At 74.8% G+C, this 26,709-nt stretch carries 26 protein-coding genes; 13 read left to right on the plus strand and 13 right to left on the minus strand.

The window, feature by feature from the left end:
* Window positions 1–40 precede the first annotated feature (40 nt).
* Window positions 41–1,744, plus strand: coding sequence for a choline dehydrogenase (locus FVA95_RS00465; RefSeq protein ID WP_149662412.1), 1,704 nt, complete (start codon window positions 41–43; stop codon window positions 1,742–1,744).
* A 106-nt stretch (window positions 1,745–1,850) separates the two neighbouring features.
* Here FVA95_RS00465 and FVA95_RS00470 read toward each other — a convergent pair whose 3' ends face one another.
* Window positions 1,851–2,036 (minus strand): hypothetical protein, encoded by a 186-nt coding sequence (locus FVA95_RS00470; protein ID WP_020623547.1) that lies wholly within the window; start codon window positions 2,034–2,036, stop codon window positions 1,851–1,853.
* Between the two features lie 362 nt (window positions 2,037–2,398).
* On the opposite strand from FVA95_RS00470, the gene FVA95_RS00475 reads away from it, so the two are divergent.
* The gene (locus tag FVA95_RS00475) at window positions 2,399–3,262 is read left to right on the plus strand and encodes a DMT family transporter (RefSeq protein ID WP_164514827.1); all 864 of its coding nucleotides are present in this window, start codon (window positions 2,399–2,401) and stop codon (window positions 3,260–3,262) included.
* 394 nt (window positions 3,263–3,656) lie between these two features.
* On the opposite strand, the gene FVA95_RS00480 is transcribed toward FVA95_RS00475, so the two are convergent.
* Entirely contained in the window at window positions 3,657–5,384 is a 1,728-nt protein-coding gene (locus FVA95_RS00480; protein WP_149662414.1) for a DEAD/DEAH box helicase, read from the minus strand.
* A gap of 168 nt (window positions 5,385–5,552) precedes the next feature.
* Window positions 5,553–6,230, minus strand: coding sequence for a class I SAM-dependent methyltransferase (locus tag FVA95_RS00485; protein WP_240051165.1), 678 nt, complete (start codon window positions 6,228–6,230; stop codon window positions 5,553–5,555).
* Window positions 6,231–6,344: 114 nt separating this feature from the next.
* Here FVA95_RS00485 and FVA95_RS00490 point away from each other — a divergent pair, with 114 nt between their 5' ends.
* The 3 genes from FVA95_RS00490 (at window position 6,345) to FVA95_RS00500 (ending at window position 9,790) form a co-directional block, all read left to right on the plus strand.
* Window positions 6,345–8,246, plus strand: coding sequence for an alpha/beta hydrolase (locus FVA95_RS00490; RefSeq protein WP_149662415.1), 1,902 nt, complete (start codon window positions 6,345–6,347; stop codon window positions 8,244–8,246).
* A gap of 76 nt (window positions 8,247–8,322) precedes the next feature.
* Window positions 8,323–9,168 carry an alpha/beta fold hydrolase gene (locus FVA95_RS00495; RefSeq protein WP_240051166.1) on the plus strand — a complete coding sequence of 282 codons (846 nt, stop codon included), beginning with the start codon at window positions 8,323–8,325 and terminating at the stop codon, window positions 9,166–9,168.
* A 64-nt stretch (window positions 9,169–9,232) separates the two neighbouring features.
* Window positions 9,233–9,790: a GNAT family N-acetyltransferase gene (locus FVA95_RS00500; RefSeq protein WP_149662416.1), complete on the plus strand. Its 558-nt coding sequence runs from the start codon at window positions 9,233–9,235 to the stop codon at window positions 9,788–9,790.
* A gap of 62 nt (window positions 9,791–9,852) precedes the next feature.
* Here the strand turns inward: FVA95_RS00500 and FVA95_RS00505 are convergent, their stop codons facing one another.
* Genes FVA95_RS00505 through FVA95_RS00515 form a run of 3 tightly spaced genes read right to left on the minus strand, consistent with a single transcriptional unit; the run spans window position 9,853 to window position 11,424 of the window.
* Window positions 9,853–10,107 carry a DUF3039 domain-containing protein gene (locus FVA95_RS00505; RefSeq protein WP_043279309.1) on the minus strand — a complete coding sequence of 85 codons (255 nt, stop codon included), beginning with the start codon at window positions 10,105–10,107 and terminating at the stop codon, window positions 9,853–9,855.
* Window positions 10,108–10,133: 26 nt separating this feature from the next.
* On the minus strand, window positions 10,134–10,532 hold the full coding sequence (locus tag FVA95_RS00510) for a DUF3099 domain-containing protein (protein WP_255474603.1): 399 nt from the start codon (window positions 10,530–10,532) through the stop codon (window positions 10,134–10,136).
* Window positions 10,525–11,424: an alpha/beta fold hydrolase gene (locus FVA95_RS00515; RefSeq protein ID WP_149662418.1), complete on the minus strand. Its 900-nt coding sequence runs from the start codon at window positions 11,422–11,424 to the stop codon at window positions 10,525–10,527. Before FVA95_RS00515 ends, FVA95_RS00510 begins: the two co-directional genes overlap by 8 nt.
* 40 nt (window positions 11,425–11,464) lie before the next feature.
* Between FVA95_RS00515 and FVA95_RS00520 the strand changes: the two genes are divergently transcribed.
* Complete coding sequence (locus tag FVA95_RS00520) at window positions 11,465–13,216, plus strand: GNAT family N-acetyltransferase (RefSeq protein ID WP_149662419.1); 1,752 nt, start codon at window positions 11,465–11,467, stop codon at window positions 13,214–13,216.
* 38 nt (window positions 13,217–13,254) lie between these two features.
* Here FVA95_RS00520 and FVA95_RS00525 read toward each other — a convergent pair whose 3' ends face one another.
* The 3 genes from FVA95_RS00525 to FVA95_RS00535 are packed head-to-tail and all read right to left on the minus strand — an operon-like array spanning window position 13,255 to window position 15,482.
* Window positions 13,255–14,445, minus strand: coding sequence for an AMP nucleosidase (locus FVA95_RS00525; protein WP_020622892.1), 1,191 nt, complete (start codon window positions 14,443–14,445; stop codon window positions 13,255–13,257).
* Window positions 14,442–14,849 (minus strand): helix-turn-helix transcriptional regulator, encoded by a 408-nt coding sequence (locus FVA95_RS00530; protein WP_149662420.1) that lies wholly within the window; start codon window positions 14,847–14,849, stop codon window positions 14,442–14,444. The genes FVA95_RS00525 and FVA95_RS00530 overlap by 4 nt, the downstream gene beginning before the upstream one ends.
* A gap of 27 nt (window positions 14,850–14,876) precedes the next feature.
* Window positions 14,877–15,482: an HhH-GPD-type base excision DNA repair protein gene (locus FVA95_RS00535; RefSeq protein WP_149662421.1), complete on the minus strand. Its 606-nt coding sequence runs from the start codon at window positions 15,480–15,482 to the stop codon at window positions 14,877–14,879.
* 10 nt (window positions 15,483–15,492) lie between these two features.
* Here FVA95_RS00535 and FVA95_RS00540 point away from each other — a divergent pair, with 10 nt between their 5' ends.
* The 3 genes from FVA95_RS00540 to FVA95_RS00550 all read left to right on the plus strand — a co-directional run bounded on the left by FVA95_RS00540 (window position 15,493) and on the right by FVA95_RS00550 (window position 17,951).
* On the plus strand, window positions 15,493–17,082 hold the full coding sequence (locus FVA95_RS00540; RefSeq protein WP_149662422.1) for a methyltransferase: 1,590 nt from the start codon (window positions 15,493–15,495) through the stop codon (window positions 17,080–17,082).
* Window positions 17,079–17,552, plus strand: a complete 474-nt coding sequence (gene dtd, locus FVA95_RS00545; RefSeq protein WP_149662423.1) for a D-aminoacyl-tRNA deacylase — start codon at window positions 17,079–17,081, stop codon at window positions 17,550–17,552. The genes FVA95_RS00540 and dtd overlap by 4 nt, the downstream gene beginning before the upstream one ends.
* A gap of 114 nt (window positions 17,553–17,666) precedes the next feature.
* Window positions 17,667–17,951 carry a YggT family protein gene (locus FVA95_RS00550; RefSeq protein ID WP_240051168.1) on the plus strand — a complete coding sequence of 95 codons (285 nt, stop codon included), beginning with the start codon at window positions 17,667–17,669 and terminating at the stop codon, window positions 17,949–17,951.
* Window positions 17,952–17,957: 6 nt separating this feature from the next.
* On the opposite strand, the gene FVA95_RS00555 is transcribed toward FVA95_RS00550, so the two are convergent.
* The 4 genes from FVA95_RS00555 to FVA95_RS00570 all read right to left on the minus strand — a co-directional run bounded on the left by FVA95_RS00555 (window position 17,958) and on the right by FVA95_RS00570 (window position 22,378).
* On the minus strand, window positions 17,958–19,283 hold the full coding sequence (locus FVA95_RS00555; protein ID WP_161992149.1) for a patatin-like phospholipase family protein: 1,326 nt from the start codon (window positions 19,281–19,283) through the stop codon (window positions 17,958–17,960).
* 122 nt (window positions 19,284–19,405) lie between these two features.
* A complete protein-coding gene (locus FVA95_RS00560; RefSeq protein ID WP_060712454.1) occupies window positions 19,406–19,765 on the minus strand; it encodes a hypothetical protein in 360 nt (119 codons plus the stop codon).
* Between the two features lie 111 nt (window positions 19,766–19,876).
* Complete coding sequence (locus FVA95_RS00565) at window positions 19,877–20,368, minus strand: helix-turn-helix domain-containing protein (protein ID WP_240051169.1); 492 nt, start codon at window positions 20,366–20,368, stop codon at window positions 19,877–19,879.
* 219 nt (window positions 20,369–20,587) lie between these two features.
* Window positions 20,588–22,378, minus strand: coding sequence for an alpha/beta hydrolase (locus FVA95_RS00570; RefSeq protein ID WP_149662426.1), 1,791 nt, complete (start codon window positions 22,376–22,378; stop codon window positions 20,588–20,590).
* Between the two features lie 262 nt (window positions 22,379–22,640).
* Here FVA95_RS00570 and FVA95_RS00575 point away from each other — a divergent pair, with 262 nt between their 5' ends.
* The 4 genes from FVA95_RS00575 to FVA95_RS00590 all read left to right on the plus strand — a co-directional run bounded on the left by FVA95_RS00575 (window position 22,641) and on the right by FVA95_RS00590 (window position 26,704).
* Entirely contained in the window at window positions 22,641–23,999 is a 1,359-nt protein-coding gene (locus FVA95_RS00575) for an alpha/beta fold hydrolase (protein WP_149662427.1), read from the plus strand.
* 203 nt (window positions 24,000–24,202) lie between these two features.
* Complete coding sequence (locus FVA95_RS00580) at window positions 24,203–25,351, plus strand: sigma-70 family RNA polymerase sigma factor (RefSeq protein WP_240051170.1); 1,149 nt, start codon at window positions 24,203–24,205, stop codon at window positions 25,349–25,351.
* A gap of 247 nt (window positions 25,352–25,598) precedes the next feature.
* Entirely contained in the window at window positions 25,599–26,138 is a 540-nt protein-coding gene (locus FVA95_RS00585; RefSeq protein ID WP_020627816.1) for a flavin reductase family protein, read from the plus strand.
* Window positions 26,139–26,146: 8 nt separating this feature from the next.
* Window positions 26,147–26,704 carry an NAD(P)H-dependent oxidoreductase gene (locus FVA95_RS00590; protein ID WP_240051171.1) on the plus strand — a complete coding sequence of 186 codons (558 nt, stop codon included), beginning with the start codon at window positions 26,147–26,149 and terminating at the stop codon, window positions 26,702–26,704.
* The last annotated feature ends 5 nt before the right edge of the window (window positions 26,705–26,709 follow it).

Genomic DNA, 26,709 nt, shown 5'->3' on the forward strand with positions numbered 1-26,709 from the left:
CGAACAGGGCAATCCCGACAGTACGTGTGGAGGACGCGCAATGGGCCGGTACGACGTCGTCATCGTCGGCGGAGGATCCGCGGGGGCGGTGCTGGCCTCCCGGCTCACGGAGGATCCCACACGCCGGGTGCTGATGCTCGAGGCGGGCCGCCCCGACCACCGCTGGGACCCGATCATCCGGATGCCCGCCGCGCTGTCCAAGGCGTGGGGCAACCCGCGCTACGACTGGTGCTACGTCACCGAGCCCGAGTCGGGTCTGGCCGGACGGCGGATCGCCGTCCCGCGCGGGAAGCTCCTGGGCGGCAGCAGCAGCATCAACGGGATGGTCTACCAGCGGGCCCACCCGGGCGACTACGACCGCTGGTCCCGTCTGCCCGGCTGCGAGCAGTGGAGCTCGGCCCACCTGCTGCCCTACTTCCGCCGCCTGGAGCGTCGGACGTCCGAGCACGGCACCCCGCTGCCCGACGGCGGCCACGGCCCGCAGGTCCTCGAGCGCGCCCCGGCGGCCGGCCCGCTGAACGCGGCGTTCCTGGCCGCGGCCCAGCAGGCCGGGCACGCGCTGGTCGACTCGACGAACGGCCCGGTCCAGGAGGGCTTCTCCCGCACCGAACGCACGATCTCGCGCGGGCGCCGCTTCTCGGCCACCGACGCGTGGCTGCACCCGGTCGCCGGCTCCCGGCCCAACCTGACCGTGCGCACCGGCGCCCTGGTCCGCGCGCTGCGCACCGACGCCCGCGGCACCCGGGTCATCGGGGTCCGCTACCGCGCCTCCGACGGCACCATCCGCGACGTCGACGCCGGCGAGACGATCCTGGCCGCCGGTTCCATCGCGACCCCGCAGCTGCTCCAGGTGTCCGGTTTCGGCGACCCGGAGCACCTCGCGGGCATCGGCGTCGAGACCCGGGTGGCGCTGCCGGGGGTCGGCGCGAACCTGCAGGACCACCTCGCGGTGCACCTGCAGCACGCCTGCTCCCAGCCGATCTCGCTGGCGCCGCAGCGGGCACCGCACCGGCTGCCCGCCGCGGCGGCCCGCTGGCTGGTCTCGGGCACCGGGGTCGGGGCGAGCAACCACTTCGAGATCGGCGGGTTCGCCTCCACCTCGATGGCCGGGGGCATCCCGGACGTGATGATGCTGTTCGCGCCGGTCGCGATGCGCTTCGCGCCGGACGTCCCGCCGGTCGGACACGGCTACGAGATGCACGTCTCGGTGATGGCGGGCGACGTCCGGGGGACGGTGCGCGCGGTGTCCCGCGACACCGCGCTCCCGCCGCGCCTGGTGCAGAACTACCTGGTCACCGACGGCGACCGGCGTCGCTGGGTGGAGGCCGTCGGTCTGGCCAGGGAGATCCTGAACCAGCCGGCGTTCGCCGACCTCGACGCCGGGGAGACCTTCCCCGGGGAGGCCGTCCGCTCCGACGCCGAGATCCTCGACTGGGTGTCCCGGCGCGCCCAGAACGGGCTGCACCCGACCAGCACCGCGCGGATGGGCACCGACGCCGACGCCGTCGTGGACCCGTCGACGCTGCAGGTGCACGGCACCGAGGGCCTGCGGGTCGTCGACGCGTCGATCTTCCCGGACGTGCCCAACGCCAACACCTACGGCCCCGTGGTGGCGGTGGCCGAGCGGGCCGCCGACATCGTCACCGGCGCGACCCCGCTGCCCGCCGACCCGGCGCCGTCGCGGCGGGCCGGGACGCACGAGGGCACGGGCTCCGGACAGGAGCCGTTCGCGCCGGCATCCTGAGGCGTCCGACCTCCTGACACCCCCGACATGCCGAACGGGGCGGGGATCCGATCGGATCCCCGCCCCGTTCGCGGGTCTGTGTGTGGGGCCACGGCGGCCCCGGGCGTCACTCCCCGGTCTGCACCTGCACCCCGGACTCACGCAGCTTCTCGGCGTGGGCACGACCGTGGTGGTTGCAGAACAGGAGTTCCCCACCGGAGGGCAGGATCGCGCGCACCTTGGCAGCCGCACCGCAGCGGTCGCAACGGTCGGCAAGGGTCAGTTCGGGCCGGGTCAGCGTTTCGGGCTGCATAGCGGTCTCCCTCCGTCGCGGCGGCGGGCTTCGGGCGCTCGCCGCCGTATCACTGTGACGACCGCACGAGCGGCTCGCCCACACCTGTACAGACGCTCGAGGCCCCTGTACGTGTTCCCGGGATGCGTCGCGACGTCCGTCACGTGTGGCGCGGGCCGCACGGTCTGGTGGCGCCGCGATGTACCCGCGGTGACCGATTGCGTATGAAGTTGACTGCGTGTGAATCATGCGGGGAACTCGGCCGACGTGCAAGCGCGCCACGGTAAATACGGTGTGTCGCGGACTACGGTGGGCGGGTGAGTCCCCGCCCGTCGCCCGATCGTGTTCCCGCTCCGCTGCTGTTCCTGGCCGGTGGGGTCTCGATGTACGTGGGGGCCGCACTGGCCGTCGGGCTGTTCGACCGGCTGGCGCCGTCGGCGGTCGCCGAGCTGCGGCTGATCGGTGCCGCACTGCTGCTGCTGGCCTGGCGCCGCCCCGGCCGTGACGCCTGGCGCGGTGCCCGCCTCGTCCGCGCGGGGGTGTTCGGGCTGGCCACGGCCCTGATGAACGTCGCCTACTACGAGGCGATCTCCCGGCTGCCGCTCGGCACCGCGGTGGCGGTCGAGTTCACCGGCCCGGTCCTGGTCGCGGCGCTCGCCTCCCGCCGGTTCCGCGACATCGGGGCGGTCGGCCTGGCCGCCGTCGGTGTGCTCCTGATCGCCGACGTCCGCTGGTCCGGCAGCCCGGTCGGGGTGCTGTGGGCCTTGGGCGCGGCGGCGATGTGGGCCGCCTACATCGTGCTGGGCAAGCGGGTCGCCCGCGCCGGTTCCGGCATCGACGACCTGGCGACGGGGTTCACCGTGGCCGCCGTCGTCCTGGTCCCGTTGCTGTTCGTCGGAGGTCCGGGCGCCACGACCGGGTTCGGCGTCGCGAACCTCGCACCGCTCGCCGATCCGGCGGTGCTCGCCCTGTCCATCGGGCTGGGTGTGCTCAGCTCGCTGATCCCCTACGTGCTGGACCAGGTCGTGCTGCGCCGGGTCGGGCAGGCCCGGTTCGCGGTGCTGCTGGCGCTGCTGCCCGCCACCGCGACCCTGGTCGGGCTCGTCGTGCTCGGTCAGCTGCCCGGGACGCTGGAGGCGGTCGGGATCGGCCTGGTGGTCCTCGCCGTGGCCCTGCGGTCCCGCGACGGCGACGAACCGGTCCCCCTCCCCGCCACGTCCGTCCGGGACCGGGCCGCCCCGTCCTGACCGATCCGCCCTGACCCGCTCCGGCGACGCGACGTCCGCACGGTGATCCGTGCCGCGAGCGGTGATCCGGAGTCCGCACGCTGATCCGCGGCGCGCGCTGATCCCCAGTCCGCGCGCTGATCCGCGGTGCGCGCGTGTCCGGACGCGCGCGTCGAGCGGATCAGCGCGCGCGGAACGGATCACCGTGTGCCCGGCCGCACCGGCATCCCGGTGAGCTGCGGTGACGCTGCGGCCCCGCGACGGCGACACACCGCCCCCATCGTCCCGGCACGGGCCGCCGGGCCCTTCCGGCCCGGCCTGCGCGGTGGTCCCGGCACGACAGTGCTGCCTGCCGGCCCCGCCTCCGCGGCGTGGGGGGCCCAGCCTGCGCGGTCGCGGCCCGCGAGGGCGGCTCTCAGCGCCAGGAACGCAGGGTCGCGATGCGTTCCTCGAGCTGCTCGATGGTCGCCATCGCCACCGGCGGGCCGCCGCAGTGCGCCCGCAGTTCGTTGTGGATCTTCCCGTGCGGCTTGCGGGTCTTGTGGTTGTGCAGCGCGACCAGGGTGTTGAGCTCCTTGCGCAGGGTCTGCAGCCGCTCCCGGACGCTCTGCCCGCGTTCGGCGGCCGGCGGCGGGGTCGGTTCGGTCGCCGGCGTCGCGCGGGCCTGGGCACCGGTGCGCGGCGAGCCCTTCGCGATCCACTCCTCCTGTCGCTGGGACAGCAGGGTGCGCACCTGGTCGGGCTCCAGCAGACCTGGCAGCCCGAGGTAGTCCTCCTCGTCGGCGGAGTAGGTGGCGCCCTCGTAGATCAGCTGGTCCAGCTCGGCATCGGCGCCGAGGGAGGTGAAGGCCTGCTCCTGCTCACCGGGCTCGTCCTTGACCTTGTTGGCCTCGTTCAGCTCGGCGTCGTTCCAGACCTCCTCGGGCCGCTGCGGCTTGCCGAGGACGTGGTCGCGCTGCGCCTCCAGCTCGCTGGCCAGGCCGAGCAGCACCGGGACGCTGGGGACGAACACCGACGCGGTCTCGCCCTGCCGGCGCGACCGCACGAAGCGGCCGATGGCCTGGGCGAAGTACAGCGGGGTCGAGGCGCTGGTGGCGTAGACGCCGACGGCGAGGCGCGGCACGTCGACGCCCTCGGACACCATCCGGACCGCGACCATCCACCGCTCGGTGGAGCGGGAGAACTCCGCGATCCGCTCCGAGCCGCCCGCCTCGTCGGACAACACGACCGCGGGCCGCACCCCGGTGATGCCGGTCAGCAACGCGGCGTAGGCCCGCGCCGCGGTCTGGTCGGTGGCGATGACCAGGCCGCCCGCGTCGGGCATGCCGCCGTCGCGGTGGCTCTGCAGACGGCGGTCGGCCGCGGCGAGCACCGCGGGCATCCAGTCCCCCGAGGGGTCGAGCGCGGTCCGCCAGGCCATCGCGGTCTGCTCGCGGGTCAGGGGCTCCCCCAGCCGGGCCGACATCTCCTCGCCCGCGCTGGTGCGCCAGTTGGAGGTGCCGGAGTAGGCCAGGAAGACGACCGGCCGGACCACGTTGTCGGCGAGCGCCTCGGCGTAGCCGTACTGGTGGTCGGCGCGGCTGCGCGGGGCGCCCTCGGCGTCGGGGACGTACTCGACGAACGGGATCGGGTTGTCGTCGGAGCGGAACGGGGTACCGGTCAGGGCCAGGCGGCGGGTGGCGGGCTCGAACGCCTCGTAGACACCCTCGCCCCAGCTCTTGGCGTCGCCGGCGTGGTGGATCTCGTCGAGGATCACCAGCATCCGGCGGTTCTCGGTGCGGTTGCGGTGCAGCATCGGGTGCGCGGCGACGCCGGCGTAGGTGATCGCGATGCCCTGGTAGTCCCGCGAGGTGCCGCCCGCGGAGTTGCGGAACTCGGGGTCGAGCGCGAGCCCGGCGGCCGCGGCCGACTCGGCCCACTGGTACTTCAGGTGCTCGGTCGGGGTGACGACGGTGATCGCGTCGACCACCCGGTCGCGCAGCAGCTCCGACGCGACGCGCAGGGCGAAGGTCGTCTTGCCCGCGCCCGGGGTCGCGACCGCGAGGAAGTCCCGCGGCGAGGTCGCGAGGTAGCGGGCGAGTGCGCTGCGCTGCCACGCGCGCAGCGGGCGGGTGTCGGGCGACACGAGCTGGGTCTGCGACACACGTCTCCCCTGGTCCGTGGGTCGTTCCCGGGTGGGAACCGGCGATTCCCCGCCACGTCCGCGCGTCGACGCCGACACGGCTGCGGGGCGCGGATCAGGGTAGCCGGGCGTTGTGGCGTCACCGCCCGGTGGGCGGGCCGGGAGCCTCCCCGGCGGTGACGGGCCAGGTCAGCCCTGGGGCGGCCGCGGGCGGCGGGCGGTGAGGACGAACGCGGGCGGGAGGTTGGCGAGCACCGCGCGGCCGTGCACGACCTCCTCGAAGGCAGCGGCGAGCCGGCGCCGGAGCCGGCGGGCGGGCGGCAGGGCCCGGGTCACCGAGTAGCCGAACTGGGTCAGGGCGCCGTCGGGATGCAGACAGCCGGCGACGACGTCGGTCAGCCACGGCTCCTCGCGCGGGTAGGCCGCCCACGGCAGCCCGGACACGACGACGTGGGCGCGGGCGAGCCCGCGGGCGGCCAGCAACGCGGGCAGCTCGGCCGCGTCGGCGACGGCGACGTCGAGGCCGGGGTGGCGGGCCCGCAGCAGCGCGGCCAGGCGCGGGTTCAGCTCGACGGCCAGATGGTGGCCGCGGCCGCCGAGCCGCTCGGCGATGACGTCGGTGAATGCCCCGGTCCCCGGCCCCAGCTCGACGACGACCGGGTCCCCGGTCGCGGGGACCGGCGCCGTCGCGGCGAGGGCCAGCGCCCGGGAGCTCGGCAGCGCCGACGCCGTGCGCAGCGGGTCGCGCAGGAACTCCCGCAGGAACGCACCTGCCCCGGCCGTGGAGGTCCGCGCTGCCGTCTGCGGTGACGTCTGCGCTGCCGTCTGCGGTGCCGGGGACGGGGTGGACGGTGCGACGGTGCTCATCGGGCTCCGGGTTCTCGTGCGACGCGACCGGGCCACCGTGCCGGTCCGGTCCGAACGCCGCCCGACGACGGGGTGAACGCGCCGCGACCGGTCGCGGTGGGGATGATGGAGGCGATGAGCGAGCGCGACCGCACCCCAGCCGACGCCGGCCCCCTCGCCCTGTCCGCGGCGGGGCTGCGGCTGGCGGCCGCCGTGTCCGCACGGCCGCTGCTGCTACTGCGCCGCGGCGGCGGCTGGGTCGCCGAGCTGGGCCGGGTCGGGCTGGGCCGCTCCGACCTGGCTCCGGACGTGCCGGCCGGCCCGGTCGCACCGGTGGCGCGGTGCGTGGCCCAGGTGCTGCTCGCGACGACCGGGGCGGTGTCCGGGCTGCTCGACGACGCCGTCGCGAGCCCCGACATGCCCCTGCCCGCCGCGGACGCCGAGCGGCTGCGCGCGACCCTCGCGGGCCTCACGTCCCTGCTGCTGCCGGGCGCGGGCCCGCTCGTGACCACCGGATCAGCGGGAGCCGGTGCTGCGAACGGCACCGCTGCCACGGCCAGGACCGGTCCCGGCCGGCAGGACGACCGCGGGCGGGCCGCCACCGCCGCCGTGACCGACGCCACCGCGGCGACCGACGCAACCGGCACCGCGGCGACCGACGCGGCCGACACCGCGGCGACCGACCCCGTCAGCCCCGACACCGTCACCGCCGACGGCGTGGTCACCGACGGCGTGGTCACCGACACCGTGACCGCCGACGTGGCCTGCCCGGCCCCGGCCGAGGCCGCCGAACGGGTCTTCACACCTCCCGGCGCCGACACCCCCTCGGTCCCGTTCGACACCGGCGCCCGCGACGCCCGGGGCGGCCCCGTCCCCGGCCGCGACGTCGCCGCCACCCCCGGCGCGGTCGTCCTGCGCACCCCGATGTTCGAGCTGCTGCAGTACCTGCCGCGGACCGAGAAGGTGCGCGACACCCCGGTGCTGGTCGTCCCGCCGCTGGTGCACCGCTACTGGCTGGCCGACCTCGCGCCGGGGTACTCGCTGGTCGAGCACCTGCTCGAGAAGGGTCTGCAGGTGTTCGCGCTGTCCTGGCGCCCGGCGGGTCCCGCCGACGCCGACCGGGACCTCGACGCGCACGCCGCCGCCGTCCTCGACGCCGTCGACGCCTGCGGGCGGATCACCCGCGCCCCGCGGGTGTCGCTGCTCGGGGTACGCACCGGCGGGCTGCTGACCGCGGCGGTGCAGGCCCACCAGGCCGCGATCGGGCTCGACGACCGGGTCGCCGCGGTCGCCTACCTCGCCACCGTCCTCGACCAGTCCGACGCGCTGCCCGGCTTCGCACCCGACCCGGCGACCGTCGCCGAGACCGCCGACCTGGCCGCCCGCGACGGCGTCCTCGACGGCGCGACGGCGGTGCGGGCCTGGGCGTGGCGGCGCGGCCCGGACCGGGTGCTGCCGTGGGCGGTGCCGCACGGTGGCGGGACCGCCGACCTGGACGGCCGCGCCGCGCGGGCGATGCGGGCCTGGGTCGCCGACCTGCTGCCACTGCCCGCCGGGCTGCACACCGACCTCGCCGCGCTCGCCTCGGCCACCGGCGGCGACGCGGACCCCGACCGGCCCGACGTACGGGTCCTCGGCACCCCCGTCCGGTTCGCCGAGCTGCGGCGCGACAGCTACCTCGTGGCCGCCGACGACGACCCGGTACAGCCCTGGACGGGCGGGTACCGCACCGCGCAGCGCCTCGGCGGCGGCTGCCGGCTCGTGCTGGCCCCCGGTGACCAGGCGGGGGCGCTGATCGCGCCGCCGTCGACGGCGACCGGGTTCCGGGCCGCCCCCTGCTCCACCGGCGAGGGTGTGGCGCAGCGCTGGCGGGCCGGGGCCGAGGCCGTCGAGGGCTCCTGGTGGGACGACCTGGCCCGCTGGCTGGTCGAGCGGTCCGGCACGGTGCGCGACGCACCCCCCGAGTTGGGCGGACGCCGCCTGCGCCCGCTGTTCCCCGCGCCGGGCACCTACCTGGGCGAGCCCGCCCCCGTCTGAGGGCGGGCCCGGGATCGTCACACCCCGGCCTTTCCGGCACCCCACCGCCCGGCCACGCCGCCTAGGCTCGGCGGTGATGACCACTTCCAGCTCCCGTCCCGTGGGCGGGGCAGGCCTCGAGGAGCACGACGTGCTCGTCGGCGGCCGGGCCCTGCGCGTCGTGCGCCGCCCCGCCTCCGGCCCGGGCCCCCGCCGTACCCCGCTGCTGCTGTGCAACGGCATCGGCGCCGCCACCGACGTGCTCGACCCGCTGGTCGCGGCGCTGCCCGCGGACCTCGACGTCATCCGGTTCGACCCGCCGGGCATCGGCGGGTCGGCGGTGCCGCGGATGCCGTACCACCTGACGTGGATGGCGCACCGGCTCGGCCAGGTGCTCACGAAGCTGGGCGTGCGCGAAGCCGACGTCCTGGGGTTCTCCTGGGGCGGGATGCTGGCCCAGCAGCTGGCGATCAGCCGTCGGCGACGGGTCCGCAAGCTCGTGCTCGTCGCGACCGGGCCGGGGGCGCTGATGATCCCCGCGTCGCCGCGGGTGATGGCCGTCATGACCTCGCCGAAGCGCCACCAGGACCCGTCCTACATCGACGCCGTCGCCCCCCACATCTACGGCGGCTCGCTGCGCGACCACCCGGAACGGGCCGCGGAGGCACTCGGCGCGGGCGCCCGGCGCGGCCCGATGCGCGGCTACTACTACCAGCTGATGGCGCTCTCGGGCTGGACCAGCCTGCCGCTGCTGCCGGCGATCACCGCGGACACCCTGATCATCGCCGGCGACGACGACCCGATCGTCCCGCGCGGCAACGCCACGATGCTGCACCGCGGGATCCGCCGCTCCCGGATCAGTCGCTACCCCGGTGGGCACCTGGAGCTGCTGCTCGACCCGGAGCCGTTCGCCGCGGAGATCGACGCCTTCCTGCGGTCCTGATCCCGGTCCCACCCGGCCCCCCGGCCGAGCGGGTCCGCGCGGGTGGACGCACGATGGCCGGGTGGTGACCCCCGCACGAACGACCGGCGCACGCACGACGCCCGCCCACCCGACCCGCGACACGGTCCTGCGCCCGTGGCGCGGCCCGGCGGACTCGGCGGCACTGGCCGCGCTCGACGACGGCGCCCCCGGCGTCGGCGACACCACCGGACCGGAGTGGCACGACGACGCCGCGGCCGACCCGGCGCGGATGCACCTGGTCCTGGAACGCCCCGGCGAGCCCGGCCCGGCGGGCTACGCCGTGCTGGCCGCGCCGCGCGGCCCGGAACCGGGCGTCGAGCTGCACCGGCTCGTGGTCCATCCCGACCGGCGCGGCACCGGCGCCGGGCGGGCGCTGCTCGATGCCGCCCTCGCCGTCGCCGGGGTGCCCGGTGCGACCGGGGAGACCCCCGAGCGGCCACCGTGGGCGGGGACGGGGCGGCTGTGGCTCGAGGTGGCCGCGGACAATGCCGCGGCGCTGGCGCTCTACCGGTCGGCCGGGATGGTCACCGAGACCGTGCTGCGCGCCGTGCCCGGTGACCCGTGCTCGACCCCGCTGCGGCTGCTGCTCGCTCGGGGCTGAGCCAGTCTCGGCGTGCCCTCAGCGCAGGCGCGGCGCCCTCTCGGCGCCGCCTCGGCCGGGTCTCACTCGCCGTCGCCGCCGCCGGGGGGAAGACCGTCGAAGATCTCCTTGCACTGCGGGCACACCGGCGACCCCGGCTTGGGCGACTTGGTCACCGGGAAGGTCTCGCCGCACAGTGCCACGACCATGTTCCCCAGGACGGCGCTCTCGGCGATCCGGTCCTTCTTGACGTAGTGGAACATGTCCGGCCGGTCGTCACCGGTCTTGTCGGTGGTCTCCGGCCGGGTGTCGACCTCGGGCAGCGTCGTCGTGGACATGGCACCCATGATACCCGAACAGGCCCTCAGCGCGTGGAGGTGGTGCCGCCGCCGGCCGTGCCCGTGGGCTGCTCGTCGTCGGGCGCGGGACCGTCACCGGGCGGTGGCTCGTCCGCCTGGTCGATCACCGGGTGCGGGCGGGCCTCGATGGCCCGGTGCCCCTGGCGGTGCCGGTTGGGCTTCTCGGCCTTGCGCGGCAGCCGGTCGTTCGCGATCAGCACCGCCATCCAGGGCAGCGGCACGGAGATCACGAGCAGGGTCACCGCGACCCACGGGTAGGTGTAGAAGACGCCGGCGAGGACCATGCACGGGATCCGCATGCCCATCGTCCACTTGTAGCGCCGCTTGCGGATCTCCAGTTCCTCTTCGTAGGACATCTGCGCGTCCGTGATGAGAACGGGGTCCTCGCGTCGCTGGTCAGCCACTGTCGAACCACCTCCCTCTCCATGGTGACACCCCTGTGCGTTCTCTGCGCGGGCGCCCGCGGGGCGCCTCGCGCACATCCGCGGGCCCGCCGTCGACGGTGGGATCCAGCGACTCCCAGCGGCGCAGCCGCGCGGCGAGCAGCCGCGACCACCACACGACGTCGTCCGGGGTCGCCGCGATCGACAGCCCGGCCGAGGGCAGCCGCTCCCGCAGGGTCTGCGCGGTGGACTCCGGATGCCCGGGGTCCCCGGTCCAGGCCAGGATCTGCACCGGCACCGTGATCCGCTCCAGCTCCTCCGGTGCGGGGAGGTCGGTGGCGGCCGCGCCGCGCAGGATGGCCGGGAGCAGGTCGGCGCGCACGTCGGGTTCGGTCCGCGGGCGGCCCCGGGCGGCCGGGGGGAGGTCCGCGTCGTCGGCGCCGGCGTCGAGCGCGGCGATGCCGGAGGCCTCCACGGCCAGCGCGGAGCGCTCGTAGTCGCGGGCCCGGGCGCGCCGGGTCTCCCAGGCGGTCGGCGGCAGCATCAGGGTGAGGCTGGCGAACCGGCCGGGGTCGGCCAGTGCGGCGTGCAGCAGCGTCCCGGCGCCCATCGACGGTCCGACCCCGTGCACCCGCTCGCCGGGCAGGACGTGGTCGAGCAGCCCCAACAGGTCCCGGGCCAGCGCGGGCCACCGGTAGTCGGCGGGGTCGGTGGTGCCGCCGGAGCGGCCGTGGCCGCGCGCGTCGTAGCGCAGCAGCCGGATGCCCTCGACCCGGGAGGCGATGTCGAGCCGCATCAGGGTCTCGCGGCGGCGGCTGGAGGTGAGGCCGTGCAGCGCCACCACCGCCGGAGCGCCGGGTTCGTCGCGTACGTCGAAGTCCAGCGTCGCCCCGGCGATCCCGAACGTGGCCATGCGCTACGCCTCCTGATCATCGTCGGCCTAGGTTATGGCCATGCGGCTGACGAGCGTGACGCACCTGCGCCTTCCCTACGGGACGCTGCTCGGCTATGACGTCACCGTCGGCCGCAGGGGCGACCCGGTTCCGGTCTCGTTCGACCAGCGCCGCCACGTCGACCGCGGGGACCGGCCGGGCTCGTGGATGGCGATCACCTGCCGGCTGCCCGCGGTCGACCTCGACGCGCTGGCCGAGGCCTGGCTGGCGGTGCTGCGCCGGCACGGGACGCTGCGCACGGTGTTCTCCCCCGGCCCGGCCGGTCCCCGGCTGCACGAGGTGGACCTGCGTCCCGGCCGCTGGGTCACCCACCCCATCGCGTCCGGCCAGGCCGTCGACGACGCCGTCCGGCGGATGCTCGACGAGCGCTGCACCCCCTACGCGGCGCCGTCGCACCGGCTCTGTGTGATCCTCACCGCGGACCGGCCGACGCTCGTCGTGGCCGCCGACCACGCCCACGTGGACATGTGGTCGCTGCTGGTGATCCTGCGCGACCTCGTGCAGGGCCTGGGCGGGACGCTGCCGGCCGGCACCGTGCGCCCCTTCGCCGAGCACACCGCAGCCCTGGCCGACCGCGAGCCCGCACCCGACCAGGTCCGGCAGCGCTGGGCGGAGATCCTGGCCGCGGGCGGCGACGTGATGCCCCGCTTCCCGCTGCCGCTCGGGGAGCTCACCCCCGCTCCCCCGGAGCGCGTGGAGGTGCGCGACGTGCTCGGCGTCGACGACTGCGCGCTGTTCGAACGCCGGGCTCGCGCATCCGGGGTGTCGACGCTGGCGTTGGTCACCTCGGTCATGACCCGCACCACCCGGGAGCTGGCGCACGCCCCGCTGCGCGCGGTGTTCCCGGTGCACAGCCGCTACGACGACCGCTGGCACGGCTCGGTCGGCTGGTTCATCACCAACGCGGTGATCGACGCGCGCGACCCGGACCCCCGGGCCTGCGCCGACGCCGTCCGCGAGGCCGTGCGGCTCGAGTCCTGGCCGCTCGACGACGTGCTGGCGCCCTGGGGCGGGATGCCCGAGGCCCCCGGCATGTTCGCGATCTCCTGGCTGGACCTGCGACGGCTTCCGGTGCGCATCGACCACGCCGGGCTGGAGGCGCAGTACGTCAGCTCCGCGGGCGACGCCGACGGCGTGATGGTCTGGTTCATCCTCGACGAGGCGGGCCTGCACCTGCGCTGCCGCTACCCCGACACCGACGAGGCCAGGGAGAACGTCGGCGCCTGGCTGGACCGGGTCGTCGACGGCGTCCGGGCCTCGGCCCACCCGGCGGGTGCGGACGTCGTGCTGGCCGGGGGCCGGCTCGTCGTCGACCGGGCCACCCGGGCCGACGTCCCCGCGGTCGTCGCGCTGCTGTCGGGCGCCGGGGACGCCGCCGACCCGGACGACCCGGACGACCCGGACCTGGCGCCCTACGAGGAGGCCTTCGACGCCCTGGACCGCGACCCCGGCCGGTTCCTCGCGGTCGCCCGCGCCGGCGACGGCCGGGTGGTCGCGACCGTGCAGCTCACGATCCTGCCCGGGCCCGTCCTGCGTGGCACGACCCGGTTGCAGGTCGAGGGGCTGCGGGTCGCCGTCGGGTGGCGGCGGCGCGGGGTCGGGTCGGCGCTGCTGGAGTGGGCGCACGAGCACGGGCGCGCCCGCGGCGCCGTCCTCGCGCGGGCCGGGGACACCGCCGGGGACGGGCCGCACCCGTTCCTGGCGCGGTTCGGCTACCAGCCCGACCGGGCCGGGTACACCCGGCCGCTCTGACCCTGCCGCTCTGCCCCTGCCGGGGCCGGCGGGGCTGCTCAGGCCCCGTCGGGCCCGTTGCCGAGCAGCGGCTCGTCGGCGGAGCGGACCTCGGAGCCGGGCAGCCCGTCGGGGTGCTCGGCGCGGACCCGGTCGAGCGCGTCGAGCGCGATCCCGAGGTGCTTGCGCTTGCTCGTCTCGTAGAACGCCCGCGCCCCGCCGGCCAGCTTGGGCTCGGCGTGCAGCGGCTTGTCCGACACGCACAGCAGGGTCGCGTTCGGGATCCGGTAGCGGAACCCGTTGGCGGCGATCGTCGCGGACTCCATGTCCACCGCGACGGCCCGGGCCAGCCGCATCCGGTGCAGCGTCGCGGCCTGGTTGAACTCCCAGTTGCGGTTGTCGGTGGTGTGCACGACACCCGGCCGCCAGGTCGCCTCGGCCGCGCCGAGCGCGTCCATCAGGTAGCCGTTGAGCCGGATGCTCGGGATGACCGGCACGTCGGCCGGGAGCACCTCGTCGAGCACGTGGTCGGCCCGCTGGTAGGCCGTGGCCAGCACGAAGTCGCCCAGCTCCTGGCGGTTCCGCAGGCCGCCGCAGTGCCCGATCATGATCATGGTGTCCGGGCGGAGCACCGCGAGGTGGTCGGTGACGGTCTTGGCGTTGGCCGGGCCGACGCCGATGTTCACCAGGGTCACGCCGTCGCCGTCGGCGCCCGGGTGGTGGTAGGCGGGCATCTGGACACCGGCGCGGTCGGGCCGCTCGGCGTCGGGGAAGCGCTCCAGGAACGACTCGACGTGCATGGCGTAGTTGGTGAACAGCACGTGCCGCTGGAAGGACTCGGCCGGGGTGCCGGTGTAGTGCGAGAGCCGGTCGAGCGAGAGCGCCATGCGTTCCGGGCCGAACAGGAACAGCTTCTTCACACGCAGGTCGAAGCGGTCCTCGTCGAGCGCGGCGAAGAACTCCGGGTCGGTGAACGCCCGGGCCGGTCGGGCGGCGCGGGCGGTGACGGTGGCCCCGGCGGCGAGCAGGCCGCGCAGCTCCCGATGCAGGTAGCGGCGGATCGCGCACGGCCGGGCGAACTCGCCGGAGATCCGCGGGTTGTGCGTCGACCAGGGGCGCACGACCTCGAGCTCGGGGTACCAGCCGTCGTCGTAGACCGACTGGAGGGCGTCGAGCAGCCGGGCGATCTCGTGGTCGAGCTTCTCGGCCGGTACCGGCGGGCGGACCTGCTCGATCATCGCGGGGGTCACGACGCCTCCCCGTCGTCGGCGCCGTGCGCGTGCAGCGAGCCCGGGGCGACGGCGACCGCCGACACGATCTCCAGCACGCGGCGGGCGAGCCCGTCGGTCAGCCGGTAACGGACCAGCCGTCCCTCGCGGTGGGCGGTGACCATGCCGTGTGCGCGCAGCAGGCGCAGCGCGTGCGAGACGGCCGAGTCGCTCATCCCGACGGCGACGGCGAGGTCGGAGACGCAGAGGTCCCCGGCGTGCTGCAGCGCGAGCAGCAGCGACAGACGGTTGGCCTCGCCCAGGACGTCCAGGACGGTCGCGGCCTCGGCCACCTTCTCCGAGTCGGCGAGCACCGCGACGGCGTCGCAGACCTGGTCCGGGTCGATCACGCGTGCGCCGGCGAGCGCCTCCGGAACCTTGTGCACACCTGTGATGCTAGCCCTGTCGGCGGATCACTTCGCCGCAGCGGCCTTCTTCTCGCGTGCCGCGGCCTTGATCGCCTTCTTCGTGTCGCGCACCTCGAGGAGGGTCTGCCCGTCGACGACGTCGGCCGCGGAGAGCCGGGTGCCGTCGGCGCCGTAGTCCCCGGCGGCCTCCCGCCAGCCGTCCGGGGTGACCCCGTACTGCTTGCCGAGGATCGCGAGGAAGATCTTCGCCTTCTGCTCGCCGTAGCCGGGCAGCGCCTTGAGCCTGCGCAGCACCTCACGTCCGTCGGGCGCGGCGCCGTCGGCCCCGGGCCGGGTCCAGATCGCGGCCGGGTCCCCGTCCCAGTCCTCCACGATCGCGCGGCACATCTCCTGCACCCGCTTGGCCATCGAGCCGCCGTAGCGGTGGATGGCGGGCGGGGTGGTGGCGAGCGTCGCGAAGGCCTCGGGGTCGTGGTCGGCGATGACGCGCACGTCGAGCCCACCGAGGCGTTCGTGGAGCTTCAGCGGGCCACGGAACGCGACCTCCATCTGGATCTGCTGGTCGAGCAGCATGCCGATCAGCAACGCGAGGGGCTCGCGTTCCAGCAGCGCGTCGGCCTCCGGTTCCTGGGCGATGCAGATCCCGCTCATGCCGCACAGGATGGCACGCGACAATGGCGGGGTGCTCCCCCATCTCGACGCCGGTGCCATCGAACGCGTCCGCGGCTGCCTGCTGGACGCGGCCTACACCCCGGACGGCGTGCGCGCCCTGCTGGGCCGCTCCGCGCACGACGCGCTGACCCGCGGCGAACCGGAGCCCGCCGCCCGTGCCAGCCGCGACGGCGGTGAGCTCGGCACCCTGGTGCGACTGTTCCTGCTCGAGGACACCGAGCCCGAGCCGGCGGTGACCGCGGCGCTGGGCGACCTGGACCCGCTGCTGGAGGGTCGGATCCTGCGTCGCACCCCCGACGGCATCCGGGCCGCGCTGGACGTGCGCCCCTACGGCGAGGGCGCCGGCGCCGACGGGGAGCCGGGCACCGACTGGTGGGTGGTGTCCGACATCGACACCCCCGCCGCGCGGCAGGACCGCGAGCACGTCACCGGCGTCGGCGGGGCGTCGCTGACGCTGGCCGCGGCGACCGTCCGCCGCCCGGTCGGCACCCTGCTCGACCTGGGCACCGGCTGCGGGGTGCAGGCGCTGCACGGCTCCCGGCACGCGATGCGGGTCACCGCCACCGACGTGCTGCCCCGGGCGCTGGCGCTGGCCCGGCTGTCGCTGGGGCTGTCCGGGGTGGAGGTCGACCTGCGGGAGGGTCCGTGGTTCGCCCCGGTGGCCGGGGAGCGCTTCGACCAGGTGGTGTCCAACCCGCCTTTCGTGCTGGGCCCGCCGCGGGTGGACTACGTCTACCGCGACTCCGGCACCGCCGGGGACTCCGCGCTGGCCACGCTGCTGGGTGAGCTGCCCGGCCTGCTCAACCCGGGCGGGGTCGCGCAGCTGCTGGGATCGTGGCTGCACGTGCGCGGCGAGGACTGGCCGGACCGGGTGCGCTCCTGGCTGCCCACCGGCGTCGACGCCTGGGTGCTCCAGCGCGAGGTCGTCGACCCGGGCCTGCACGTCGGCACCTGGCAGCGCGACGCCGGGCTGTTCCCGAGCTCGCGGGCGGCGCGCGAGCAGGCCGGGGCCTGGCTGGACTGGATGGCCGCCGAGCGGGTGGAGGGGGTCGGGTTCGGCTTCCTGATGCTGCGCCGCACCTCCGACCCCGAGGCCGAGCCGACCGTCGTGGTCGAGGACCTGCCCGGCGAGCTGGGCGAGGGACTGGGCCGGGAGATGACCGGCTGGCTGGACCGGGTCGACTGGCTGCGCGCCCACACCCGCGACGAGGACCTGCTGGGCGCGCGGCTGCTGCTCGCCCCGGAGACCGTGCTGGAGTCGGCGTCGTCGGTCGACCCCGACGGCGGCTGGACCGAGCTGTCCACCACCGTGCGCCGCTGGGGCGGCCCCGGCTGGGAGCACCCCGTGGACGGCCCGGCCGCGGCGCTGCTGGCCGGCTGCCGCGGCGAGCTTCCGCTGTCGGAGCTGCTGGCGCTGCTGTCCTACGCCCACGACCTGCCGACCGACGCCCTGGTCGCGGCGACCCTGCCCGCGGTGCGCGAGTTCGTGCGGCACGGGCTGCTGCAGCCGGTGGACGGCTGGCCGCACCCGGTGCCCGCGCGGACCGCGGCCGCGTCGCCGTCGGGGCCGGTCGGGTGAGGGCCGTCGTCGCGCGGGTGCGGCGGGCGTCGGTGACGATCGAGGCGCCCGACGGCACACCGCTGCGGGTGTCCGGGGAGATCGGGCCCGGGCTGCTGGTGCTGCTCGGTGTGCACGTCGACGACGTCGGCACCGACCCCGCCGCGACCGCACGGAAGGTCGACACGATGGCCCGCAAGCTGCACGAGCTGCGGATCCTCACCGGGGCGGAGGGCGGTGAGCTGTCCTGCGCCGACACCGGCGCCCCGCTGCTGGTCGTCAGCCAGTTCACCCTGTACGGCGAGACCCGGAAGGGCCGCCGGCCGTCCTGGTCGGCGGCCGCGCGCCCGCAGGACGCCGAGCCGGTCGTCGACGCCGTGGTGGCCGCGCTGCGCGGGCGCGGCGCGACGGTGGGGACGGGCGAGTTCGGGGCGCGGATGGCCGTGGAGTCGGTCAACGACGGGCCGTTCACGGTGCTCGTCGAGGTCTGAACGCCGAGCTCGTCACCGCAGCTCTCGTCGGCGCAGCTCTCGTCGGCGCAGTCTCGTCACCGCGTCACAGCGTCCTCTCACCGGACTCTCAGCCGGAAAGGGGACGATGTGGGCATGGTCGCGTATCTGCTGTCGTGGTTGCTGGGGTTGTTCCAGCTCGTCCTGATCGCGCGGGTCATCGTGGACTGGATCGAGGTGCTCGGGTCCGGGCGGGGTGGCGCTGTGCTCGACACCGCCCGGCGGATCACCCACGGGCTCACCGAACCGGTCGTCGCCCCGATCCGCCGCCGGGTGCAGCCGGTGCGGATGGGAGCGGTCGGACTGGACCTGTCGGTCCTGATCGTGTTCGTGGTCGTGCTGCTCGCCCGGGTCCTCGTGGTGCCGCTGATCCCGTTCTGACCGTCCTCAGGGTGACGGCGGGCCCAGCCGCAGCGCCGTGACCAGGCCCGCGTCGTCGAGGTCGGCCTCGGCGAGCCCGTCGGCGGTCCCGGTGTCGCGGTGCACGCGCACGGCCCACCGGGCGGTCTCGGCCGCGACCTGTTTGCGGGTGGCGTCGACGGTGACCTCCCCGTCGAGCAGCGCGTCGACGTGCGCGAGCAGCGGCACCCCGGCGGGGTCGCGCTCCCGGAACGGGGCGGTCGAGGTCAGCACCGCGTCCGGGGCGACCGCCGCGGCCAGCGCGACCGGGTCGCGGTCGCGCACGGCGCGTTCGAAGGCCAGGGCGCCGAGGAAGCGCTCGGCCTGCGCGGCGCCGCGGCGCTGGAGGTGCTCCAGGAACACCACGTCGCGGTCGATCTTCGACGCCGACCCGAGGAGCCGGGACCGGATCGTGCTCGCGGGCATCTCCAGCACCCGCACGGTCACCTGCCGGTAGCCGGAGTCCGGACCGAGGGAGCCGTCGGCGAGCAGCCGGTCGACGGTCTCGACGAAGCCGAGCTCCTGGTGGAGCGAGAGGTTGCCGGCCAGCGCGTTGCGCCGGTCGGCGATCTCGACCGGGGTGCGCGGCTCACGGTCGATCCGTGACGGGTTGATCTGGACGACCCACAGCTCGTCGGGGTCGGCGTCGAGCAGGTCGTGGGTGGGCGGGTTCTGTGAGAACAGCCCGTCCCAGTAGACGCCGCCGCCGGTGTGGACGGCCCGGAACAGGGTCGGGACGGCCGCCGAGGCGAGCACGGTGTCGGCGGTGATGGGGTCGGTGCGGCTGGAGAAGGCGCGGAAGTCCCCGGTCAGCACGTCGACGGCGCCGAGCAGCAGCAACGGCCGCGCGGGGTCGGGGTCCGGGGCGACGGCGCCGTCGGGCCCGAACCCCACGTGCCGGGCGACCAGGTCGCGGAACTGCCGGGTGCCGTCGAACAGCCGGGGCACCAGGTAGGGGGTGCCCGCCGGGACGAGCCCGAGGCCCTGCAGGGCGCCTGCGGTGACCAGACCGAGGTTGGCGAGACGCTCCAGCGGGCCGCGGGCGGCGTTGTCGGCCCAGAACGCCTCCAGCGCGGCCGCGGCGGCCTCGCGCCGGTCGGGGGTCTGTCCGTCGCGCAGCCGGTCCCAGGCCACGAGCGCGCAGATCGCGCCGCCGGAGGTGCCGGACACCGCGACGATCTCGGCCGGGTCGTCGGCGGTGCCGAGGGCCGGTGAGCGCAGCAGCCGGGCGAGCACGCCCGCGGTGAAGGCGGTGTGGCTGCCCCCGCCCTGCAGCGCGATCGCGATCCGTCGGGGCCGGGTGCGGGGGCTCATGGGGTCAGCCTCTCCCCCACCCGCCGGTAGGGACACCCCGGTCCCGTCACACGACGACGGTCCCCGCCCGGGTGACCGGGCGGGGACCGTCGACATCGTTCGGGGAGTCCCGGGTCGGGGACTCACTTCGTGGTGCTGCGGGTGGCGCGCGCGGTCTTCTCCGCGACGGCCTCGGTGCTGCGCCCGGCGTGCTCGGTCACGGCCTCGGCCGCCTTGGTCGCCTGCTCGGTGACCTGGTCGAACACCGAGGTACCGGCGCTGACGACGGTCCGCGCGAACTCGCGCTGGTGGCCCAGCACCTGCTCGTAGAAGTCGAAGACGCGCTCGACGGCGGCGCCCGCGTCGGGCAGCTGCGGGCGGTCTCCGGCGCCGAACTGGCGGGCCAGGCCGCTCGCGGCCTCGGTCCACCCGCGGACGGACTCGGTGACCAGGTCCTGGCCACGCTTGGCGATGTCGACGAACTGCTCGGTGGAGGCGGTCATCGGTGCTTCCCTCCCGGGAGACGTGTCTGGGGTGCGGACGGGGCGCTCGACGAGCACCCCGGCATGCCAAGAAAACTACGCACGCCCGTTAAGTATGTCAAGCACGCCTGCTCAGTCCCGCTGCACGAAGCTCCGGTACACACCCAGCAGCGCCGCCTTCTGCTCGTCGGACAGCCGTGCGTCGGCCTCGATCGCCGCCTCGACGCCCGGCGGGGACGCGGCCGCGGCCTCCTCGGGCGGGGCGGCGTCGCCCGCGGTGTCCGGGTCGCCGACCGCCCAGCCGGCCCGGCTGAGCATCTGGTCGGTGTTGAGGTGCAGCGCGTCGGCGATCGAGCGCAGCACCTTCAGCGACGGCTGGTGCAGCCCCCGCTCGACCTGGCTGAGGTAGGCGTTGGACACCTGGGTCATCGCCGCCATCTCCCGCAGCGACAGCTTCGCCATCTGCCGCTGCGCCCGGATGAACCCACCCAGGGCGTTCACCTGCGCGCTCCAGGCGTCCTCGGCGGCCCTGCGGCCGTTCTCGCGCAGCTCGTCGGCAGTGGTCCCCCCGGCGCTCGGTGTCCGGCGGCCGCCGCGGGCGCGGGTCTCCCCCGCGCGGCTCACGGCGTCCCCGCCCGGAGGGACCCGCGCGGCGGTCGCCGGCGCGCGGGCACAGAACGTACGCGGTCCATGGCGACGCATTCTCCCCGCCGGACGGCGGTTGTGCACGCATCCGATGCAGTGTCCATGGTGGACGGCGTCGAACGCCGGCCATCGTGGACACCGCGCCGCCCGGGTGACCAGCGGTGATCATCAGGGCGGCGACGGGGCCGGGGTGTCGGATCAGCCCCGCAGCACGTAACGGCCGGGAGCGGGCTCCAGCGGCGGGTGCACGTCGGACCCGGTCCTCTTCGGCGCCGCGACCTGCGCGCCCGCACGCTCGGCGATCCACGGCGTCCAGTCCTCCCACCAGGAGGCCTTGCGCTCGGTGGCGTCGTCACGCCAGTCCTCGGCGCGGGCCGGGAGGTCGTCGCTCTCGCCGAACCAGTGCCGCGACTTCGGCGACGGCGGGTTCACCACGCCGGCGATGTGCCCGGAGTTCGACAGGACGAACCGCACGGTGCCCCCGATCTTCGACGCCCCGGTGTAGACCGACTTCCAGGGCGCGATGTGGTCGGACTCCGCGGTGACGACGTAGCTGTCGGGCCGGATGTCGGCCACGTCGAGCCGCTCCCCCGCCAGCTCCAGCTTGCCCTCGGCGAAGCGGTTCTCCAGGTACAGCGTCCGCAGGTACTCGGTCTGCATCGCGGCCGGCATGCGGGTGGAGTCGGAGTTCCAGGTCAGCATGTCGAAGGGCTTCGGGTCCTCGCCGAGCATCCAGTCGTTGACGACGTAGTTCCAGACCAGGTCGGTGGACCGCAGCAGGTCGAAGGTCGTCTTCATGCTGGTGGCGGGCAGGTACCCGTCCTTGCGCATGTTCCGCTCGAGCCGGTTCACCGTCTTCTCGTCGGTGAACACGCCCAGCTGGCCGGGGCCGGAGTAGTCGAGCAGCGTGTTCATCAGGGTCAGCGAGTTGACGTGCTGGTCGCCCTTGGCCTCCAGCCACGCCGTCATCGCCGCGGACAGTGCGCCACCCAGGCAGAGCCCGGCGACGTTGACCTTGTCCTGCCCGGTGATCTCCCGGACGACCTCCATGGCCGCGACCGGGCCCTCCTGCAGGTAGTCGCTCATCGTCACGTCGGCCAGCGACGAGTCCGGGTTGCGGTAGCTGATCATGAAGACGGTGTGGCCGTGCTGCACCGCCCACTCCGCCAGCGACTTCTGCGGCGCGAGATCCATGATGTAGTACTTGTTGATCCACGGCGGGCTCATGAGCAGCGGGATCTCGTGGACCTTGGCGGTCTGCGGCTCGTACTGGATGAGCTCGATCAGCCGGTTGCGGAACACGACGTGCCCCGGGGTGACCGCGAGGTCCTTGCCCACCTGGAAGGCGCCGGGGGTGACCTGACGCGGCATCCCCTGGTTCTGCACGGCGTCGCGCAGCATGTTGCGCGCGCCCCGCACGATGTTCAGCCCGCCGGTCTCGACGATCTTCTTCGGCCAGGCCGGGTTGGTGACGATCGCGTTCGGCGGGGCCAGCGCCTCGATGATCTGACCGACCAGCCAGTCCAGCTTGCGGCGGGCCGTCGGCGAGACGCGGGCGGCCTGCGACAGCTCGGTCAGCCGGTCGGCGAGCAGGGCGTGCTCCTGACGGGCCAGGTAGTACCAGGCGTTGCCCTCCCAGGCCGGGTCGGCGTAGCGCTTGTCCTTCTCGGGCAGCGACGCCGGGCCGGCGGTCGTCCCGCCGACGGCGCGCGCGGCGGCGGCGGTCACCGCCTTGGCCGAGTCGACGCCGAAGCCGAGCCCGGTGCGCAGCAGCGCGCCGGGGCGGGTGGCGAGCGAGCGGGCGGCCTCGCCGAGGGCCCCGGCGAAGCCCACCGGGTCCACCTTCGCCGCGACGCCCTCGGGGCTGGCGAGCTCGCGCAGGTCCCGGACGAGGCCGGCCGCCTGCCGCCGCAGCACCTCCGCCGCCTGGTTCGACGCGGCGGCGCTGCCGTTCTCGGACTCGGGCTGGGACAGGGGCTGGGTGGTCACTGTTCGTCACTCCTGACGGCCGGTTCGGTCTCCGTGCCTGGGTTCCCGGGCTCCCACGGGTGTCGGGACGCGCAACGGGATGGACACATGGTGACCGTGTACTCACCGGTAGGCAGCCCCTGAGAGGGGTAAGACCCCTCACCTGCGCTAAGGGAAGCAAGCACTACTCCGGAGTAGTCAGCGCTTGCTTGAGATACCGAACGCGCTTTACCGTTCGGTAACCCGGTTAGCCCCCGGTCATCAGAGTTGATGGGAGAGGCCCATGAGCACGGCGATCACCCGACGGTCCGCACCCTCCGGGGAGCACGGACCACGTGCCCTTCCCGAGACCCCGGTGGCCGCGGCCACCGGGAGCGACGACCGGCCGGACCCCCTCCGGTACCTCGTGTCGTACAACACCCGGAACCTGACGAAGGTCGTGACCGAGATCGGTCGGGCCACCGGCGCCTACTGGATCGACGCGGTCCAGCGGATGGCCCGGCCCGGCGACGCCGCGCGGCGCGGACTGCTGTGGATCTCGGCGATGGCCGACCGGCGCGAGCCGACCTGGCACCTGGCCAACGAGGTGGTGCTGTCGACGCCGTTCGCGTCGTTGCGCGACTTCACCGCCGCCGAGCACCGCGACGACGACGTGGTCCCCACCCTGGTGCTGCCGCCCCAGGCCGGGCACTCCTCGACCGTCGTGGACTACTCGCCGCAGCAGAGCCAGATCGCCATGATCCGCGCCTCGGGCCTGACGAAGGTCTACGCGCTGGACTGGCGGCCCGCGACGACCGCGACGAAGAACGTCACGATCACCGACTACCTCGCGGTGATCGACCGGTCCATCCGGCGGATGGGCGGCAAGGCCAACCTGGTGGGCGACTGCCAGGGCGGCTGGCTGGCGACGATCTACGCCGCGCTGCACCCGGACCGGGTCAACACCCTGACCCTGGCCGGGGCACCGATCGACTTCCACGCCGGCGAGTCGGTGATCGCCGCCTCGACCCGGCTGATGGCGGGCACGATGGGGATGGCGCCGTACAAGGCGCTGGTCGCCGCGGGTGGCGGCAACATGCCGGGCTCGGCGGTGCTGTCGAACTTCATCTCGATCCAGCCGCAGTCGGAGATCTCCCGCCAGCTGCAGCTGCTGGAGAACATCGACGACCCCACCCACGTCGAGCGCTACCGGGTGTTCGAGGACTGGTTCAAGTACACCCAGGACATCCCCGGCGCGTTCTACCTGTGGCTGGTGGAGAACCTGTTCTGGAAGAACCGGCTGATCAAGGGCACGCTCACCGTCGACGGCCGGACCGTCGACATGGGGGCGATCGACTGCCCGCTGCTGCTCCTGGCGGGCTCGTCGGACCACATCACCCCGGCTCCGCAGCTGTTCGCCGCGGCGGAGAAGGTCGGGACCCCGGCCGCGGACGTCACCTACCGGACGGCGAGCGCCGGTCACCTGGGCCTGTTCATGGGCCGCGACGCGCTGCGCCACGACTGGCCGGTGCTGATGGAGACCGTGTACGGCCACTCGGTGCCGGGCCGGAAGAACACCGGCGCCGGCAAGGCGTCGCGGCGGCGCAGCAGTGTCCGGGCGGTGGCCGACCCGCGGGACACCCCGCGGGTGCCCGCACCCTGACCGGCCCGCACGGACCGGTCGCTCACTAAGAGGACCCTGAGAGAACCGCAACTGCATGTGACCGACGACACGGCCCCGCAGGCACTTTTCCCGGCCTGCGGGGCCTCGTCGTGGGAACGATCCCCGGAACGGATGCGTTGACTCCGTACAGGGCAAGCGGCGAGGCCCATCAATCGCCCGCCGCAGCCCGCGCAGGGGAGGAATTGCACATGACGGTGACCACGACCGCTCCGGCCGTACCCGGCCCGCGCCTCACGACCGAGGCCCCCGCTCGCGCCACCGTGTCGTCGTCCGACACGAAGCGGACCGCCCCGCCGGTCGCCCGCAGCTCCCGCCGTCGTACCGACGGCGACGGAGGCACCGCGCTGGAGACCACCGTACCCGGTGCCGCGGCCGCCGTGGCGGAAGATCTCGACGCCCAGAGCCCCGCCGCGGACCTGGTGCGCGTCTACCTGAACGGGATCGGCAAGACCGCGCTGCTGACCGCCGAGCAGGAGGTCGAGCTGGCCCGGCGCATCGAGGCCGGCGTGTTCGCCCAGCACCGGCTGGACACCGCCGCCGCCGACGGCACGCTCGACGAGCTGGACCCGCAGTACCGCCGCGACCTGCGCGCGGTCGTCCGCGACGGACTGCTGGCCAAGAACCACCTCCTGGAGGCGAACCTGCGCCTCGTGGTGAGCCTGGCCAAGCGCTACACCGGGCGCGGGATGCCGCTGCTGGACCTGATCCAGGAGGGCAACCTCGGCCTGATCCGCGCGGTGGAGAAGTTCGACTACACCAAGGGCTTCAAGTTCTCGACCTACGCGACCTGGTGGATCCGGCAGGCCATCACCCGTGGCATGGCCGACCAGGCCCGCACCATCCGGCTGCCCGTGCACCTGGTGGAGCAGGTCAACAAGCTGGCCCGGATCAAGCGCGACATGCACCAGCGCCAGGGCCGCGAGCCCACCGAGGCCGAGCTGTCGGCCGAGTCGGGCATCCCGGAGCACAAGATCCAGGACCTGCTCGACCACGCCCGCGACCCGGTGAGCCTGGACATGCCGGTCGGGTCCGAGGAGGAGGCGCCGCTCGGTGACTTCATCGAGGACGCCGAGGCGACCGACGCCGAGAACACCGTGATCTCGAGCCTGCTGCACGACGACCTCCGCCGGGTGCTGGCCACCCTGGAGGACCGCGAGCAGAAGGTCATCCGGATGCGGTTCGGCCTCGACGACGGGCAGCCGCACACGCTCGACCAGATCGGGCGCGCCTTCAAGCTCTCCCGCGAGCGGGTGCGGCAGATCGAGCGCGAGGTCATGTCGAAGCTGCGGGTCGGCGAGCGCGCCGACAAGCTGCGCGCCTACGCGAGCTGAGCCGGATCGGCCGGGCGTCCCCCCACCCGGCTCCGGTGAAGGACGGCCGGCGGAGCGATCGCTCCGCCGGCCGTTGCCGTCTCGGGCACCCCGGGGCTCCCCACGAGTTCGGGATGCACGGCACGGGGAGTTCTACCGGATCGATTCCGCGGCGGGTGGCGCGACACGACGACGGGCCGGGGGTGGCGCGTGCCACCCCCGGCCGCGGTCGTTGTCGCTGCCGGGTCGGCGCGCCTACAGTCGAGTCATGTCCCGCTCCTCCACCGGACCGGCCGTGGGCGCGCACTCCGCCCCGGTGACCCCCTCGGTGACCCCGGAGGCCATGCGCGACGCACTGGGCGCGTTCGCGTCCGGCGTCGTCGTCGTCACCGCGGTCGGACCGGACGGGCCGATGGGGTTCACCTGTCAGTCCTTCGCCTCGCTGTCGCTGGACCCGCCGCTGGTGAGCTTCGCGCCCTCGCGCGGGTCCTCCACCTGGCCGCGCATCCGCCAGGTGGGCCGGTTCTGCGTGAACGTGCTGGCCGCCGACCACGAGCACCACAGCGCCGGCTTCGCCCGCTCCGGGGTCGACAAGTTCGCCGGGGTGTCCTGGACTGCGGCGCCGTCCGGCTCGCCGGTCCTGGAGGGCGTCGGCGCCTGGGTCGACTGCACCCTGTGGAACGAGTACGACGGTGGCGACCACACGATCGTCGCCGCCCGGGTCGACGCGCTCGGCGCGGACCCGGAGCGGTTGCCGCTGCTGTTCCACCGCGGCACCTACTCCCTGACCCCGAGGGCCGCGTCGTGAGTGGTGTCGTGAGCGGTGTCATGAGCGGTGGCGCGGGCCGCATCATCGGGGTCGTCGCCGGGCCGGAGCCGGGCGGGCGCACGGCGGCCGCCGTCGCCGGGATCCTCGCCGGCACCGGGGCCGACACCGCGCTGATCGAGCTGTCGCAGACCCCCGTCGCCGAGGTCACCACGGCCTTCGCCGACGCCGACGCCGTCGTGTTCGGCAGCCCGGTCTACCGGGCCGGGCACACGGCGTCGCTGCGGGCGCTGCTGGAGGCCACCGAGCGCGGCAAGTGGGGCGAGAAGACCGCCCCGCTCCAGGGCAAGGCGGCCGCGGTCGTGCTGACCGGGGCGAGCGGGCACCACTTCCTCGCCGTCGACGGGCTGCGCTCGGTGCTGGCCGGGTTCTTCGCCGTGCAGGTCCTCTCCCCCGGGCTCTACCTCGACCACTCCGGCTACCTGGACCGCAACACCCTCACCGAGCAGTCCGCGGAGCTCGCGGCGGCGCACGGGCGGGCACTGGCCGACCTGACCACCGCGGTGCGCGGCTCCGAGGCGCTGCGGGCGATCACCCCGGTCGTCTGAGGCAG

Origin of the sequence: Pseudonocardia sp. EV170527-09, from assembly GCF_008369905.1 — a bacterium.
GTDB lineage: Bacteria > Actinomycetota > Actinomycetes > Mycobacteriales > Pseudonocardiaceae > Pseudonocardia.